Source organism: Gracilibacillus saliphilus (assembly GCF_010994085.1).
GTDB lineage: Bacteria > Bacillota > Bacilli > Bacillales > Amphibacillaceae > Gracilibacillus > Gracilibacillus lacisalsi.
This window is the reverse complement of the sequence record NZ_WJEB01000004.1, coordinates 149,607-163,455: the sequence shown is the minus strand read 5'-3', so window position 1 is coordinate 163,455 and position 13,849 is coordinate 149,607. Positions and strand designations below refer to the sequence as shown.

The following is a 13,849-nucleotide window of genomic DNA, read 5'->3' as shown; positions in this document are numbered from 1 at the left end:
AAGGATGATCGTTATGTTCGAAGGAGTATTTCTATATGAATAAAACATATTTTATGTGGATCGCTATTCATTGCTTTGTATGGCCATTAGCTTTTTGGGGATCGGATTTGTCTTTATCTTTACAACAGTTGACCAGTTTTTGTTTGTTTTTGATTATCTTGTTCCTATTCCCGCTATTTGCTGACAAATCGCTTTTACAAACGATATTATTCAGCACACAGACACTGACACTGTTACATATATTTTACCCTGTAAATCAGGAATTCAATCCATATTTGTTACTTGTACAAGCGTTGGTACTTGCAGAAGCAGTTTTTAGATTATCGTTGTTACAAGGTATAGTTGTAATACTGGTTCAGTTTGTCGGGCTATGCTTAATCCTGCTGCAAACTAGTCTCTCCACGAACCAATTAGCATGGGTCGTATTGTTTTACCTATTAATTATAATTGGATTATTGTACTTTCAGCTTGTAAAAAGACGTGAAATAGAGGTCAGGGAAAAGAACGATGCCTTATTAGATGAATATAGAAGGATGAAAAGGCAGCTGGTTACGGAGGAAGAGCATGCCAGGCAGGATGAACGGATGTTGATAGGGCATGAAATTCATGACTCTATTGGTCATAAACTAACTGCTTTGTTAATGCAATTAGAAGCCTTTCGTATAACTGTAAATCAAAAAGATCAAGAAAAGGTCAAAAAATTGAAAGAACTTGCCGAACAAAGTTTGGAAGAAACAAGGCGAGCTGTAAAATCCTTTAAACAAACTGAAGTCGGTGGTTTACAAGGCCTCATCCGATTAATTCGTAAGTTAGAAGTGGAAAGATTTATGAAAATCAATTTTTCGGTAAAGCACGGAGCATTTGCGGCATCATTGACAGGCGAACAGTCATTTGCAATTTACCGTGCTGTACAAGAGGCACTAACCAATATTATGAAGCATAGTTCTACGAGAGAGGCTCACATTTCTTTTGAAGCACCGGGTCAAAGTATTTTTCGCTTTGAAGTGATGAATCCTGGCAAAACGAGTCCTTTTTTTGAAGAAGGGTATGGGTTAAAAGCGATGCGAGAACGATTGGAAAAAGTGGGCGGTTCCCTAGATATACATCATGATGAGCGGCAGTTTGTAGTAAGTGGCAGTATTCGATTAACGAAAACGGAGAGGATAGAATGATAAAGGTTTTGTTAGCAGAGGACCAGGTGATGGTACGACAAGGGTTAAAGGCAATGATCGAAACGGATAAAGAAATCGAAGTAACCGGGGAAGCGGATAATGGTAGGCAAGCTGTAGCGTTGTGTGAAAAACAGTTATTCGATGTTGCGGTGTTAGATATTCGCATGCCTGAGATGGATGGAATAGAAGCGGCAAAAGTATTACGCTCCCGTTTCCCTCATTTGAAAATATTAATGTTGACAACGTTTGATGATAATCAATATATTATGGATGCGTTAAAAGTGGGGGTTAGCGGTTATATGTTGAAGGATGGAGATACCGAATCACTGATACGTTCGATTAAGAGTGCATTAAAAGGAGGGCTTTCCCTCCAAGATCAGGTGGCGGCAAAAGTGGTGCCGGAATTACTGAAAGCCGAAGAACAAGAGTCCATTGATCCAACGTTAACACCGAGAGAAAGAGCAATCCTGAAATGTATTGGAGAAGGGCTGAATAACAGAGAGATTGCAGAACGATTGGGACTTTCAGTAGGTACAGTAAAAAATCAAACTAGTCAAATATTAGATAAACTAGCATTACGAGATCGGACTCAATTAGCAATATATGCTATTCGCCACCGTCTAGTATGATTGCAGAAAAAATGACTAAAGTAATATATGCAAGAAGAGTTAATGACCAGGGTCAGTAGTGACTTTGGTCTTTTTCATTTACGATAGATAGTAAGAAAGGGAAAAAAGGAGGAAATCACATGCTTGAAACGATAAATGTTAGTAAGTCATTTAAGGGGAAAAAGGCGGTACAAGACGTTAATTTATATCTGGATAGAGGGGAATCAGTTGGTTTGCTAGGTCCGAATGGTGCCGGTAAATCTACAACGATTTCCATGATATCGACTTTGATCAAGCCGACTTCTGGTGAAATAAAGCTGAATGGAGTCAATACCGTAAACAAACCAGCAGATATAAGAAGAGTATTAGGAGTGGTGCCTCAGGAATTAGCTCTCTATCAAGAGCTTTCTGCTTATGAAAATTTAAAATTTTTTGGCTCGATTTATAAATTGAAAGGCAAGGAATTAGAGAACAGGATTCAACATGCACTGGAAATTGTCGGGTTGAAGGATCGTCAAAAGGATTTAGTGAAAACTTTTTCCGGAGGGATGAAGCGAAGAGTCAACATTGCTGCTGCATTGTTGCATAAACCACAAATATTAATTCTTGATGAGCCGACAGTCGGCATTGATCCACAATCAAGAAATCATATTTTAGAAACGGTACGATCATTAAATGAAACAGACGGTACAACGATTTTATATACGAGTCATTATATGGAGGAAGTTGAACAGCTTTGCGATCGAGTTTACATTATGGATCATGGCGAGGTGATTGCAGCTGGTAGTAAAGCGGAGCTGCTCAGTATTTTATCGTCTGAAGATACTATTAAGTTGGAATTAAGCATGATCGATGAACTTTTTGTGGAAAAGATAAAAAAGCTGGAAGGTGTTCGCAAGGTAGAAGCAGCTAGTTCGCAGCTTAAGGTCATAGCAAAGAAAGGAAGCAATTTAATCAGCGAGCTTGTCTATCTAGCTGACAGTCATCAAATTCAATTGCTCAATTTTCAAACAGAGTCACCTAGTCTGGAGGATGTTTTCCTCCATCTAACTGGTAGGACATTGAGAGATTAAGGAGGTGTAATTGTGGGAAGTTTTATCAAAAAGGATTTATTTTTATTTTTACGTGATCGTAAAGAACTTGTAGTCGCGCTTTTGCTTCCGATAGTGATCATTTTTGTCCTCAATCTTGCCTTTGATGGGTTGTTTGACAGTGATGAGGAAGCAATAATCGATATACACTTGGCATTGGTTAATCAAGATAATCAGGAGAATGTAACGGAATCATTACAGGAGAAGTTGATTGAAGAGGGATCTTTTGACGAGATGGAAGCTGCTGCGATTGCAGAACAAGCTAGCTATGCAAATCCGGTAGAAGCTTTAGCTAATTTTCTTGAGAGTGAAGACATACAGGATTGGGTTACCGTACACGAATTAGATGAAACGGAAGCAAAAGAACAAGTCGAACAAGGTGAAATCGATGGAATGTTAGTAATCCCGAATAGCTTTACAGTTGAAAGTTTATATGCGGCTTTCACGGGTGAATCGCCGGCAGTTTCACTTGCTTATAAAATGGAAGAAGAAACGGCTAACAACGGGACAATGTATGACATCATTAACGGATTTATTGATAATTTGAATTATCAATTTGCCATGCAGCAGATCGCTGGTAGTAATGAAGTGGAAGTAGTACAACCACAAGGTGGTGAGGAGCAGTTAGGTGAAGGAGAAACTTTTACAATGTCCCAGTATTTCACACTTGCAATGGGAATCCTGTTTGCATTATTCCTTGCCATTACAGTAGCGGCTAAAACTGGTGAAGAAATCAGACAACAAGTTTTTGATCGAATTTTAGTAACGAATAGTCATCCTATGTTATTTTTGATCGGGAAAATGGTATCAACATTGATTTTAGCATGGTTGCAAATCAGTATCGTCTTTGTTTTAGCGCATTTGATATTAGATGTATTTCCTGGTCGTTCCATCGACTTTTGGCTAGGAGTTGCTGTGATTACTTTACTGTTTGCTTTAGCAGTTGCAGGTTTAGCGGCGGTATTCACTTCTATTGCTTTACAAATGCACAATATAGATGCTGCCAACGGTGTGTTTAATGTAATAGCAATGGTATTAGCAGTGCTTGGAGGTAACTTCGTGCCTATTTATGTATTTCCGGATTGGATGCAAAAGGTTAGCGAATGGACACCAAATGGCTTAACTCTATCAATGATGATGGAGTGGCTACAATACGAACAAGTATCGTCTTTAATAATGCCTAGTTTAATGCTGGTTGGCTTTTTTGTATTATGTACGTTAGTTGGATTGGTGATGTATCCTAAAAGGGGGGGAGCAAAATGAAGTCTGTTTTGTGGGCACAATTTTCTAAAGATAAACGAAATCCAATCTTAGTTCTTGCATTGATTATGGGAAGTATCCTTGCGACCCTCTTTTTTTCGGGGGGGATACAATCGCCTACAAAGGTGGTTATTTTCAGTGAGGAAGATAATGCGGAGGCGATCGAAAAAAAATGGGAAGAACGCTTAAATATAGATAATTCCTTAGATTTTGTTGTCACAGACCCTGATCAGGCACGTGAGCAAGTTCGTGATGGTAATATCGATGTGGCGGTTCAATTAATGGAGATGGACTATCGATTGTTAGTTATTTCTGAGCTTCCGACAGTTTCTATGGTAAGGCAACATGTGGATAAAGTATTTCAACAGGAAGCACAAATTAGCTCACTGATTGATGCTACTGGAGATGAGAACATCCGAAGTGAGATCGAAAATTATCTAGCAGATGCGCCTGTACAAATCGAAGCACAAGGATTGGATAGTGAAGAGGTGCCAAACTATAACATGAGTATTCAGCTTATGTTTGCTTTCACCTTTCTGATCTCCATGTTTCTTGCAGGATTTAAAGTTAATAATGTCACAAATGATAAAGTTTCAGGTGTGTGGAATCGGATGATTTTGTCGCCGATCAGTAAATCGAGTATGTATATCGGCTATATTTTGTACAGCTTTTTGGTGACGATGTTTCAAATTGTCGTAGTTCTGCTTGGCTTTAAGTACGTGATGAATTATGAGTTGGGTGATAACTTGTGGATACTTATCATCATTTCTGCACTCTTTACCTTCAGCATGATCAGTATTGCGATGTTGTTAACTGGCCTTGTAAAATCACCAGAGCAATTCTATGCTATCTATCCATCCATCATCCCGCTTATTCCATTAATTAGTGGAGCGTATATGATGCCGGGTACGATCACAAACAAAGTGTTGTTGTTTATCGGAGATTTATTTCCAATGGCACACGCAATGGATGCAACGATGTCAGTTATCTTCTATGACGCCAACTTCAACGAGATTTTAATGCCGTTATTAATCATGCTCCTTATTGGGATAATAGCCATGGGTATTGGAGTAAATCTTATCGAGAGGCGTGGGGGGAGTACAGCTGCAAAGTAAATGAACTAACGCAGAAGCTTTTATCCAGGGACCAGAGGATCTCTTCCGAGGATATCCATCTGTCTTCCCTGGATATCTCCATTTCTTCCCTGGAAATAATTATTTATCCCTGGAACAAAGAATCTCTTCCGAGGATATCCACTTCTCTTCCCTGGAAATAATCATTTATCCAAGGAAGAGAAATACTGTTTCATTCGTAAATATAGGAGATGACCTCAATGGCTTGATCGCTAGTTTCAACGGTTACATTCGCTTTGTTGGAAAGCTCTTTTAATGGATGTATAAGTGAATCTGGTCTGACAATAATGGTAGGTATGTTCATTGCAATCGCAGTACTTGCGTCCATTGCGGTATTCCATTGTTTATATTTATCTCCGAAAAGAGCAATCACGATATCAGATTTTTTCATTAAGACTTGTGTTCTAAAATTGTTTATATCTGATGCTGCATCGTCTTTATAAAGCTTACCAGGTTGTTCACCTAGAATATCCTCACCAACATTGTCTGAACGATCATGATTTGTCTGAGGACCTACAAAAGTTAAAGGAAGTCCTTTTTCTTTGGCTTTTTGCTCTACCTCTTTTCTCCAATCATCATGAATCTGTCCCGCTAAATAAACAGTTAGCTGCATATGTAATCCCCTCTCTCATTATTATTACTTTCATGATATAAAAAAACGGTTCCATTTTCAAAAATAGAATACTAGTGTATGTCTACTAAGTGATTGTTAACATTTGTTAATGTATATGTTAACATTTTATTAGGAAATAATTAGGAGGAACTAGATGTGAAAGGTAAAATCAGGGTCATTATTACCCTTGTAAGTAGTTTGCTTATTTTTGCAGCAGGTTTATTTAGACTACTGACCGAGTCACTTGAATCAACACCCTTAGTTGTAGCATATATCTTTGTTTTTACTGGATTAATTGGAGCTGTTGCGAACGGAATAATCTTAATGAAGAAACCGAGTTCTTGATAATTCCCCTGCGAGATATTGCTCTCGTAAAGGAGATAGCTCCTGGTCCCTCACTAGGAAATGATATTGAAGGTGGTTATGGAAAAATGATAATGAATATAGTACTTGGAGTCGGTGTTGTTTTATTATTATTATTTTCATTTGTAGTTTATAACAGTTATAAGAATAGGTGATTTTTAGAATGAAGGGAGAAGGTCATAATGTCTCCAAATCAATCTTTTAACGATGTCATAGAGCATAATCAGAAGGTCGAAGGTGCTCCTATCACTAGAGGTGGTCGCCTACCACTTCCCATTAAAATAATCGGGTATTTCCTATTCGGTGGAATGGCGATTATGATCGTATTAGGCATGATTGCCAATTTTATATTTTAAAAAGGATTCATTTTCAAGATCGAGGAGTGTGGATGATGGTGACACCAAAACATATCGTTTCGGCTTCTGCCTGTGTTTTAAATGATAAAAATGAGATTTTGTTAGTGAAAAGCCCAAAAAGAGGTTGGGAAATGCCTGGAGGTCAAGTAGAAGAGGGAGAATCAATAAAAAGCGCCGCAATTAGGGAGACAAAGGAAGAGTCAGGTATAGATATTGAAATAGAAAAATTTTGTGGCATGTATCAAAATGTAAGTCGTTGTATTTGTAATGCATTGTTTTTAGGAAAAGTGATCGGTGGAGAATTAACAACTAGTCTTGAAAGTTTAGAGGTAGGTTTCTTTCCTATTAACCAAGCACTTGAGATGGTTACATGGCATACTTTCAGAAATCGAATGGAGTATTGTTTAAATGATCATCTGCATCCATTTTTTGTGGAATGTTGAATGAGGTGAGTCGTCTTGAAAGGTTTGGTTTGCGATACCAAGAAGTGATGAAGACGCATGGAATTGCAATAAAAATAAAATAAAGGATGTAGAAATTATCGACTAATAAGTCAATCAAATTAATTAGGAGAAAACGCAATGATAAGTATCATCATCTCATATATTTTTTTAGGTATATCACTTTCTGCGCCGGTTGGTCCAATTAATATTGCGCAATTTAACAAAGGAATTCACCATGGCTTTCTAAATGCATGGCTTGTTGGCATTGGTGGGATGTTAGCTGATGTCCTGTTTATGTTCATCATTTACTATGGTCTTGCGGACTATTTGACGACTCCTATTCCCAAATTATTAATGTGGACTTTAGGTTGCTTAGTTCTTAGTTATTTGGGATATGAGAGTATTCGTGATTCCAAAAAGAAGATAACCCTTGCTGAGAGTAATCAATATGAACCTCCGATAAAGTCATTTGTAACGGGCTTTTTACTGGCAGCTTCGAATCCATTAAATATTATTTTCTGGATTGGTATATATGGATCGGTTTTGACAGAGGCAGTACATACAATTGGAAAGCAACAGGCACTTCTGTACAGCAGTGCTATATTTATTGGAATCATGATTTGGGATGTTTCCATGGCGGCAATAGCCCATTTTAGCCGTAAAAGAATTAATAAGACAATCATCAAATGGATTTCTATCATAGCTGGCATTGTATTATGGATATTCGGATTAAACTTTGGTTATCAAGCTATCATCACTTTTATGGATATTTACTAAATGAAACTTCCTTATCCATGAAACGTATGGATATATTAAAGGTGGTGATGGTAATGGGAGTAGGTTCTTGGGTTGCCTTAGCTGTTGCTGTAGCTATTGCGATAGGAGTATTTGGAAAGTCAAAAAAGAAATAACATAAGTAGAGATATAGGTTTCGCAATAAAGAAGCTGAATTTCGCAATAAAGGATCGGGATTTCACAATAAACAATTGCAATTTCGCAATAAAGAAGCTGAATTTCGCAATAAAGGATCGGGATTTCACAATAAACAATTGCAATTTCGCAATAAAGAAGCTGAATTTCGCAATAAAGGATCGGGATTTCACAATAAACAATTGCAATTTCGCAATAAAGAAGCTGAATTTCGCAATAAACAATTGCAATAATAATAAAAAGCTAACTCCTTACGCGGAAATCTGTTCATTTGCTTGGACAGATTTCCCTGTTAATTCCGTTTTACAGGGAAATCTTACAGTTTTATTTTGCAGTTTTTCTCGTAAAACTAATAGTATCTCAGTTGATTACGGACGCATTCTAATAATATCTGATTCCAACTGTAGCTAATTGCTGAATATCTTTATTTCTTTTGGAAGTTGGTCTGATGCGTTAGGTACTTTGCGTGGAGTGTATTCCACTAATTCAGAAGAGTATATATTGATGATTACTTTACCATCAATGGCCTTAGAACGAATAAGCAAAGGTTGATTATAATTATTTTTGAATGTGAAATCAGGTCCGTACCAGCTAACTGTTGCATCACGTCCAGGTGGAACATAAGGAACTTTCCTACTATGAGAATATCGCTCGATAATTTCTACTCCAGCCCGGTCAACAGCATTAAATAGAGTGGAGGACACTTGGCAAATTCCCCCACCGATACCTTCTGTTAATTCCCCTTTTACTATCTCGGGAGCAGGCAAATATCCTTTTTCTTTCGTTCTTTTTCCAACCACTTCGTTAAAAGAAAAGGTTTTACCGGGAAATACAACATGGTTATTAATCGCTTCCGCTGAAAGAGAAATATTATGAGATCTTTCTTCGTTATTTGCATTAAAATAGGTAATATATTGTCCTATTTGTTGTGTTCGAATATCGGCGAGTAATTCACTGTCCACTCTGGGGTGCAATTTAAGTATTGGTGCTTCTATTCGGATAGCATCCTTTTCTAAAAAATTGGTGTAAAACAGTTCTTTGAATTTTTGGCGGTGTAATGTATATCCCTCCTGACCAGGGACAATTATTCCATCATTGTCGATTGTTGCATCTACAGGTTCTTGGGAGATTTTTTCACCAAGTTCTTTTGTAAACTGGCTAAACTTAGAATCATCGATTAGCGGATCGTCCAAATAGGGAATCATCAAATCAGTTCGATTGATACTCGCTATTGGTTCCCCTTTGTACGTTACCACCAAGTCATGCGAAACACTGGTTTGAGTGAAAAGTAAAAAAAAGATTGTTAAATAGGTCATTTTCATCTGCTAGTTGCCTCCTAACCTTAGTATGTTTCAGAGGCATGATTTCATGTGATAAATTGCAAAAATAAAAAAATGAGTAAATAGCTTGTGTTTTATGTCAGTTTAGTTTAACATCAATTACAGACAAAAAGAGTCTCTAATATATCTATGAGGTGAAAAAGTAATGAAATATTCCAGAGCCACAAACTATGCACTACACACAATGGCTTATTTAACGTTAGCACCAAAAGGAAAATCTCTTGGAGTAGATCAATTAGCAAAAATACAAAATCTTTCACCAACATACCTTTCCAAAATTTTAACGAAGCTTGTCAAAGCAGGATTGATTGAATCAACTCCTGGTGTTAATGGAGGGTATAGTGTTATCAGGCGGTCGCAAGAAATTTCCTTTTTAGATGTTATCCATGCTATTGAAGGGGAAACAACCTTATTTAGCTGTTCGCTGGAACATGAAGAAAGTAAAAATGGCGAATGTTTAATTGAAAATGTCATGATTGAAGCAGAAAGAAAGATGAAAGATGACTTAGATAAGAAATATATTGTTGATATTGCAAAACAAATCGAACAGCAAAAATAGTAAACGAACAGTCATCATAATTTTTTTACCTTAATTATAGATATTAAGAGTCTCTAATGTACTTATTTTTAGGAGGAAAATATATGTTATTAGATTGTGTCATTATTGGTGGAGGACCTTCAGGACTCAATGCTGCTCTAGTACTTGCAAGGGCTAAGAAGAATATCATCTTGTTTGATGAAAATAAACCTAGAAATGCTGTAACTCATAAATCGCATGGTTTTATCACAAGAGATGGGATCAAACCTTCAGAATTCAAACGAATTGCTAAGCAGGACTTGGCGAAATACCCTAATCTGTCGGTGGAAAACCAACGAGTAATAAATATAAAAAAAGAAAATGAATCCTTTATTATTTATACAGATGATGGAAGTTCCTATCGTTCGAGAAAGGTTATTCTTGCAACTGGACTTCAAGATGTATTACCAGAAATAGCCGGAATTCATGAATTTTATGGCACGAGTTTATTCATTTGCCCATTTTGTGATGGATGGGAATTAAAAGATCGCCGACTAGTTGTTATTGCAGAAAACGATCGTGCTATGCATTTGACAAAAATGGTTTCTAATTGGAGTAGTGATCTTGTGGTATGTACAAACGGAAAGCAGGTTTTCTCTGAGGAAGAAAAACAATTACTTCAAAACAAAAATATCCAAATCGTGGAAAGTGAAATAGAAGCTTTGCATGGAGAAAAAGGCTACTTACAAAAAGTGAAGTTTATAAATGGAATGGAAATAGAGAGGGAAGGAGGGTTTGTAGTTAGCGAATTAAAACAAACATCAACTTTAGCAGAGTCATTAGGATGTAGTATCACCGAAATGGGTGGCATTGAAACAGATGATTTTGGAAGGACGAATATTGATGGAATCTATGCTAGTGGAGATACTACCTTTTCCATGCCTCAATTAATTATCGCGGCAAGTGAAGGTAGTAAAGTTGCAGCTGGGGTAGTAAGTGATTTAATTAACGAAGATTTTTAATACCTTCATCACGTGCTAACTGTTTGTAAGCCTCTTTTACAAGTTTCAAGTAACATATTATTTAAAAAGGAGATTGATGGATGTGGATAAAAAAGAGTATGATTCTGAAGGAATGGAACATTTCGCAAAAAAAGTTGAATTTCTTGATAACCCTGAGAAAAGAGGGGATATACCACCAGAACAGCTGCTGCGTATGGTTCCTCTTGATAAAAAGGATAATATTTTAGATTTAGGAGCAGGTACAGGATATATTACTATTCCAGCAGCTAGAATGGTGGAAGGATTGGTATATGCATTAGATATCGATGCTAAAATGTTAGACTATGTCCATACCAAAGCAAAGAAAGAAAATATAACAAATATCAAAACGATGAAAGGGAGTATCAATAATATACCGCTCCTTACTCATTCCGTTGACATCGCATTAGCTTCAATTGTTTTACATGAGGTGAAAGATTTGTCTGCTTCATTAAACGAAATGAAGCGAGTGCTTAAATCTGGTGGATATTTCGTTTGTGTTGAATTTGAAAAGAAAGAAAAAGATCCTGATAACCATCCGAGAATTTCTTCATCACTCATGGAACAAGAAATTAAGAAGGTAGGATTTAGAGTGATACAGCAATTGCAACCGACTGATGATCTGTACATTATTATTGCTAAGAAGTAAAAAAAAAGGAGCTGCCCATATAAGTTATTAAAACTTACCGGACAGCTCCTTGTTTGTCTCGTATTATCGTTGTTCCAGTTTTGCAATACGATCTTCTAGTGGTGGGTGAGAAGACATTAATGCCATCATGCCGCTTTTTCCACTGATTTTCATCGTTTGGATCGCAGAATCGTCGGTACGATCATCAATTTTTGCGCGATCAACATACATTTTTAGTGAGCGTAATGCATGCGCCATTTTGTCACGTCCCGCTAGATCGGCTCCACCACGGTCAGCGTGATACTCTCGGTGTCGTGAGTAGGCACTGACGACAAAGCTTCCAAGAATAGAGAATAAAATTTGGAAGACAATAATCGCCGCAAATTGTACGATCCATTGAATTTCTGAACGGACAAATCGCGATACGATAATGGCTGCGATTCGGGAGAAGAACACAACAAATGTGTTAACAATACCTTGTAAAAGTGTCATTGTCACCATGTCGCCATTTGCAACGTGTGCTACTTCGTGTGCGATAACACCTTCTACGGCATCATCATCCATTGTGTCTAACAGTCCTTGAGAAACAGCAACCAGTGAACGCTTCTTCGTTGGGCCAGTCGCAAAAGCATTTACTTCTCTTGATTGGTAAATTCCAACTTCCGGTGTGTGTGCCAGTCCAGCAGCACGGGATAATCTCTCTACCTTTTCATAAACGGCACGTTCTTGAGCTGATGCTGGGCGGCTTGGGTCAATTACTTTTACTTTCATCATCATTTTGGCCATCCAACGGGACATAGCTAATGAGATGAATGCGCCCGTAAAACCAACCACCAAACTAAAGACCATGAGAGTTGTATAATTGATAGTTACGCCATTATAATAGGAACCACCAAGATTTGTGTATCTAGTGATTACTGACCATACAATAACTATCGTCGTCATCACCAAGATATTTGTCAAGATAAACAAAAACAAACGCTTCCCCATTTCCTAACCTCCAATTCGGTGAAATCTTCATCTTATATCATATCATATTTTTGCCTCTAGGAAACAATTTTGATGATATTATATAACATAAGAGAGTTCACTTTTTTCATAGAACGAAGGCTTATCGCCATATAACAATAACGATAAGCCTAAATAGATTATCTCAGTAATGATTCTGCACCGTCAATAAATAGTTCTGTCCCAGTGATATGATTCGATTGATCGGAAGCGAGGAAGGCCACTAGGTCTGCGACTTGCTCTGGCTTTCCTGGTTGATGTTCTAATGGTTTATCTCCTTCAGGGTACTCAACGGGGATATTAATCTTATCTAGTTCAGGTGTTTTCTCCGTGTTTTTACCGATATTAGTTTCAATCGCACCAGGACAAATAATATTGACTCTTATTTTATATTTGGCTAATTCTAATGCAGCCATTTTACCAAAAGCCATTTGTCCTGCTTTTGATGTACTGTAAGCCGACATCCCGAAATTAGAAAAAACGCGATTACCATTGACAGAGCTTGTGATGATCACACTACCGCCTTTCTCTTTCATAAAAGGTATTGCATATTTAACCGTATGGAAGGTTCCTTTTAAGTTGGTATGAATCGTTTTGTCCCAATCCTCGGGAGTTAAATCCTCTATCGGTGCAAGTACACCGTTTATACCACCATTTGCAAAAATGATATCGATTCTTCCCCAGGCATCAACTACTTCTTGCATGCCTTTTTCGACTCTTACAGGATCGGATAAATCAACATCGGTAATGAGTGCTTCACCACGGTCTCTTTCTATTTCTTTTTTTACCTTTTCTGCTTGTTCCTCCTTTAAATCCATTAAGCATATTTTTGCACCTTCTTTTGCAAGCTGGATGGCAGAAGCACGACCAATACCCGAACTCCCACCCGTTACTACAGCTACTTTATCTTTAAATCGCTGATTCAAGGGTACTGCCTCCTTATGTTCCTTTTACCTAAACTTTCCCTATTTATATCTTCCTTACACATACGATTGGTAAAAGAGGAAAGCTACAGACAGTAAGATTGTCTGTAGCTTTGTTAATGGTTCTGTCACAGCACTTACCTGTTTTGTTGTGTTAAGTCTTGAAAAACTTGTTGTTGTTGCACTAATTCTTGGCGCACTAAGTTGAGCGCATTTTGATCATCTGTAACGTTCTCTGCTTGAGTTAATGAACGCTCTGCTCTGTCCATAGAATGTTTGATTTGCTCCAGAATATCTTCATTCATATGACTTTTAGCCTGATTAATTGCTCGCTGTAAATGGAGAATGGACTGTTGAGCTTGCGCAAGCTGATTTTGATCTTGCAAACTGGAGATATTGTTCCCTTTTTTCAATGTTACGCCTC

The 13,849-nt window shown here is 37.5% G+C and carries 18 protein-coding genes; 13 read left to right on the top strand and 5 right to left on the bottom strand.

All coding sequences use genetic code 11. The features are described 5' to 3' along the window. The first annotated feature begins 35 nt into the window (after positions 1 to 35). The 5 genes from GHT08_RS07100 (at position 36) to GHT08_RS07080 (ending at position 5,246) form a co-directional block, all read left to right on the top strand. A complete protein-coding gene (locus GHT08_RS07100; RefSeq protein ID WP_163580741.1) occupies positions 36 to 1,172 on the top strand; it encodes a sensor histidine kinase in 1,137 nt (378 codons plus the stop codon). Continuing rightward, positions 1,169 to 1,801, top strand: coding sequence for a response regulator transcription factor (locus GHT08_RS07095; protein WP_163580740.1), 633 nt, complete (start codon positions 1,169 to 1,171; stop codon positions 1,799 to 1,801). The genes GHT08_RS07100 and GHT08_RS07095 overlap by 4 nt, the downstream gene beginning before the upstream one ends. A 119-nt stretch (positions 1,802 to 1,920) precedes the next feature. Then, on the top strand, positions 1,921 to 2,853 hold the full coding sequence (locus GHT08_RS07090; RefSeq protein ID WP_163580739.1) for an ABC transporter ATP-binding protein: 933 nt from the start codon (positions 1,921 to 1,923) through the stop codon (positions 2,851 to 2,853). Positions 2,854 to 2,865: 12 nt separating this feature from the next. Next, the gene (locus GHT08_RS07085) at positions 2,866 to 4,134 is read left to right on the top strand and encodes an ABC transporter permease (RefSeq protein ID WP_163580738.1); all 1,269 of its coding nucleotides are present in this window, start codon (positions 2,866 to 2,868) and stop codon (positions 4,132 to 4,134) included. Continuing rightward, complete coding sequence (locus GHT08_RS07080; RefSeq protein WP_163580737.1) at positions 4,131 to 5,246, top strand: ABC transporter permease; 1,116 nt, start codon at positions 4,131 to 4,133, stop codon at positions 5,244 to 5,246. Before GHT08_RS07085 ends, GHT08_RS07080 begins: the two co-directional genes overlap by 4 nt. Positions 5,247 to 5,436: 190 nt before the next feature. Here the strand turns inward: GHT08_RS07080 and GHT08_RS07075 are convergent, their stop codons facing one another. Next, positions 5,437 to 5,877 (bottom strand): YtoQ family protein, encoded by a 441-nt coding sequence (locus GHT08_RS07075; protein ID WP_163580736.1) that lies wholly within the window; start codon positions 5,875 to 5,877, stop codon positions 5,437 to 5,439. Positions 5,878 to 6,033: 156 nt separating this feature from the next. Here GHT08_RS07075 and GHT08_RS07070 point away from each other — a divergent pair, with 156 nt between their 5' ends. The 5 genes from GHT08_RS07070 to GHT08_RS07050 all read left to right on the top strand — a co-directional run bounded on the left by GHT08_RS07070 (position 6,034) and on the right by GHT08_RS07050 (position 8,202). Then, positions 6,034 to 6,222, top strand: a complete 189-nt coding sequence (locus tag GHT08_RS07070; protein WP_163580735.1) for a hypothetical protein — start codon at positions 6,034 to 6,036, stop codon at positions 6,220 to 6,222. A 200-nt stretch (positions 6,223 to 6,422) separates the two neighbouring features. Next, positions 6,423 to 6,596 (top strand): hypothetical protein, encoded by a 174-nt coding sequence (locus tag GHT08_RS07065; RefSeq protein ID WP_163580734.1) that lies wholly within the window; start codon positions 6,423 to 6,425, stop codon positions 6,594 to 6,596. A gap of 35 nt (positions 6,597 to 6,631) precedes the next feature. After that, positions 6,632 to 7,039, top strand: a complete 408-nt coding sequence (locus GHT08_RS07060) for an NUDIX hydrolase (protein WP_163580733.1) — start codon at positions 6,632 to 6,634, stop codon at positions 7,037 to 7,039. 138 nt (positions 7,040 to 7,177) lie between these two features. Beyond that, the gene (locus GHT08_RS07055) at positions 7,178 to 7,816 is read left to right on the top strand and encodes a LysE family transporter (RefSeq protein WP_163580732.1); all 639 of its coding nucleotides are present in this window, start codon (positions 7,178 to 7,180) and stop codon (positions 7,814 to 7,816) included. A gap of 209 nt (positions 7,817 to 8,025) precedes the next feature. Then, positions 8,026 to 8,202 (top strand): hypothetical protein, encoded by a 177-nt coding sequence (locus GHT08_RS07050; RefSeq protein ID WP_163580731.1) that lies wholly within the window; start codon positions 8,026 to 8,028, stop codon positions 8,200 to 8,202. Positions 8,203 to 8,376: 174 nt separating this feature from the next. Here GHT08_RS07050 and GHT08_RS07045 read toward each other — a convergent pair whose 3' ends face one another. Continuing rightward, positions 8,377 to 9,291 carry a VanW family protein gene (locus tag GHT08_RS07045; RefSeq protein WP_163580730.1) on the bottom strand — a complete coding sequence of 305 codons (915 nt, stop codon included), beginning with the start codon at positions 9,289 to 9,291 and terminating at the stop codon, positions 8,377 to 8,379. A 163-nt stretch (positions 9,292 to 9,454) separates the two neighbouring features. On the opposite strand from GHT08_RS07045, the gene GHT08_RS07040 reads away from it, so the two are divergent. The 3 genes from GHT08_RS07040 (at position 9,455) to GHT08_RS07030 (ending at position 11,515) form a co-directional block, all read left to right on the top strand. Then, positions 9,455 to 9,868 carry an Rrf2 family transcriptional regulator gene (locus GHT08_RS07040; RefSeq protein WP_163580729.1) on the top strand — a complete coding sequence of 138 codons (414 nt, stop codon included), beginning with the start codon at positions 9,455 to 9,457 and terminating at the stop codon, positions 9,866 to 9,868. An 83-nt stretch (positions 9,869 to 9,951) separates the two neighbouring features. Next, positions 9,952 to 10,848 (top strand): NAD(P)/FAD-dependent oxidoreductase, encoded by an 897-nt coding sequence (locus GHT08_RS07035; RefSeq protein ID WP_163580728.1) that lies wholly within the window; start codon positions 9,952 to 9,954, stop codon positions 10,846 to 10,848. A gap of 76 nt (positions 10,849 to 10,924) precedes the next feature. After that, positions 10,925 to 11,515, top strand: a complete 591-nt coding sequence (locus tag GHT08_RS07030) for a class I SAM-dependent methyltransferase (protein ID WP_163580727.1) — start codon at positions 10,925 to 10,927, stop codon at positions 11,513 to 11,515. A gap of 63 nt (positions 11,516 to 11,578) precedes the next feature. On the opposite strand, the gene htpX is transcribed toward GHT08_RS07030, so the two are convergent. From htpX to GHT08_RS07015, 3 genes are all read right to left on the bottom strand, one after another. Beyond that, positions 11,579 to 12,484: a protease HtpX gene (htpX, locus tag GHT08_RS07025; RefSeq protein WP_163580726.1), complete on the bottom strand. Its 906-nt coding sequence runs from the start codon at positions 12,482 to 12,484 to the stop codon at positions 11,579 to 11,581. 158 nt (positions 12,485 to 12,642) lie between these two features. After that, a complete protein-coding gene (locus tag GHT08_RS07020; protein ID WP_163580725.1) occupies positions 12,643 to 13,428 on the bottom strand; it encodes an SDR family oxidoreductase in 786 nt (261 codons plus the stop codon). A gap of 134 nt (positions 13,429 to 13,562) precedes the next feature. Further along, entirely contained in the window at positions 13,563 to 13,838 is a 276-nt protein-coding gene (locus GHT08_RS07015; RefSeq protein ID WP_018930402.1) for a hypothetical protein, read from the bottom strand. Positions 13,839 to 13,849: the final 11 nt, after the last annotated feature.

What these genes read in the sequence shown, in the direction of transcription:
- GHT08_RS07100 (WP_163580741.1), top strand. Translation starts at nt 36, where the DNA reads ATGAATAAAACATATTTTATGTGGATCGCTATTCATTGCTTTGTATGG.
- GHT08_RS07095 (WP_163580740.1), top strand. Translation starts at nt 1,169, where the DNA reads ATGATAAAGGTTTTGTTAGCAGAGGACCAGGTGATGGTACGACAAGGG.
- GHT08_RS07090 (WP_163580739.1), top strand. Translation starts at nt 1,921, where the DNA reads ATGCTTGAAACGATAAATGTTAGTAAGTCATTTAAGGGGAAAAAGGCG.
- GHT08_RS07080 (WP_163580737.1), top strand. Translation starts at nt 4,131, where the DNA reads ATGAAGTCTGTTTTGTGGGCACAATTTTCTAAAGATAAACGAAATCCA.
- GHT08_RS07075 (WP_163580736.1), bottom strand. Translation starts at nt 5,877, where the DNA reads ATGCAGCTAACTGTTTATTTAGCGGGACAGATTCATGATGATTGGAGA.
- GHT08_RS07065 (WP_163580734.1), top strand. Translation starts at nt 6,423, where the DNA reads ATGTCTCCAAATCAATCTTTTAACGATGTCATAGAGCATAATCAGAAG.
- GHT08_RS07060 (WP_163580733.1), top strand. Translation starts at nt 6,632, where the DNA reads ATGGTGACACCAAAACATATCGTTTCGGCTTCTGCCTGTGTTTTAAAT.
- GHT08_RS07055 (WP_163580732.1), top strand. Translation starts at nt 7,178, where the DNA reads ATGATAAGTATCATCATCTCATATATTTTTTTAGGTATATCACTTTCT.
- GHT08_RS07045 (WP_163580730.1), bottom strand. Translation starts at nt 9,291, where the DNA reads ATGAAAATGACCTATTTAACAATCTTTTTTTTACTTTTCACTCAAACC.
- GHT08_RS07040 (WP_163580729.1), top strand. Translation starts at nt 9,455, where the DNA reads ATGAAATATTCCAGAGCCACAAACTATGCACTACACACAATGGCTTAT.
- GHT08_RS07035 (WP_163580728.1), top strand. Translation starts at nt 9,952, where the DNA reads ATGTTATTAGATTGTGTCATTATTGGTGGAGGACCTTCAGGACTCAAT.
- GHT08_RS07030 (WP_163580727.1), top strand. Translation starts at nt 10,925, where the DNA reads ATGGATGTGGATAAAAAAGAGTATGATTCTGAAGGAATGGAACATTTC.
- htpX (WP_163580726.1), bottom strand. Translation starts at nt 12,484, where the DNA reads ATGGGGAAGCGTTTGTTTTTGTTTATCTTGACAAATATCTTGGTGATG.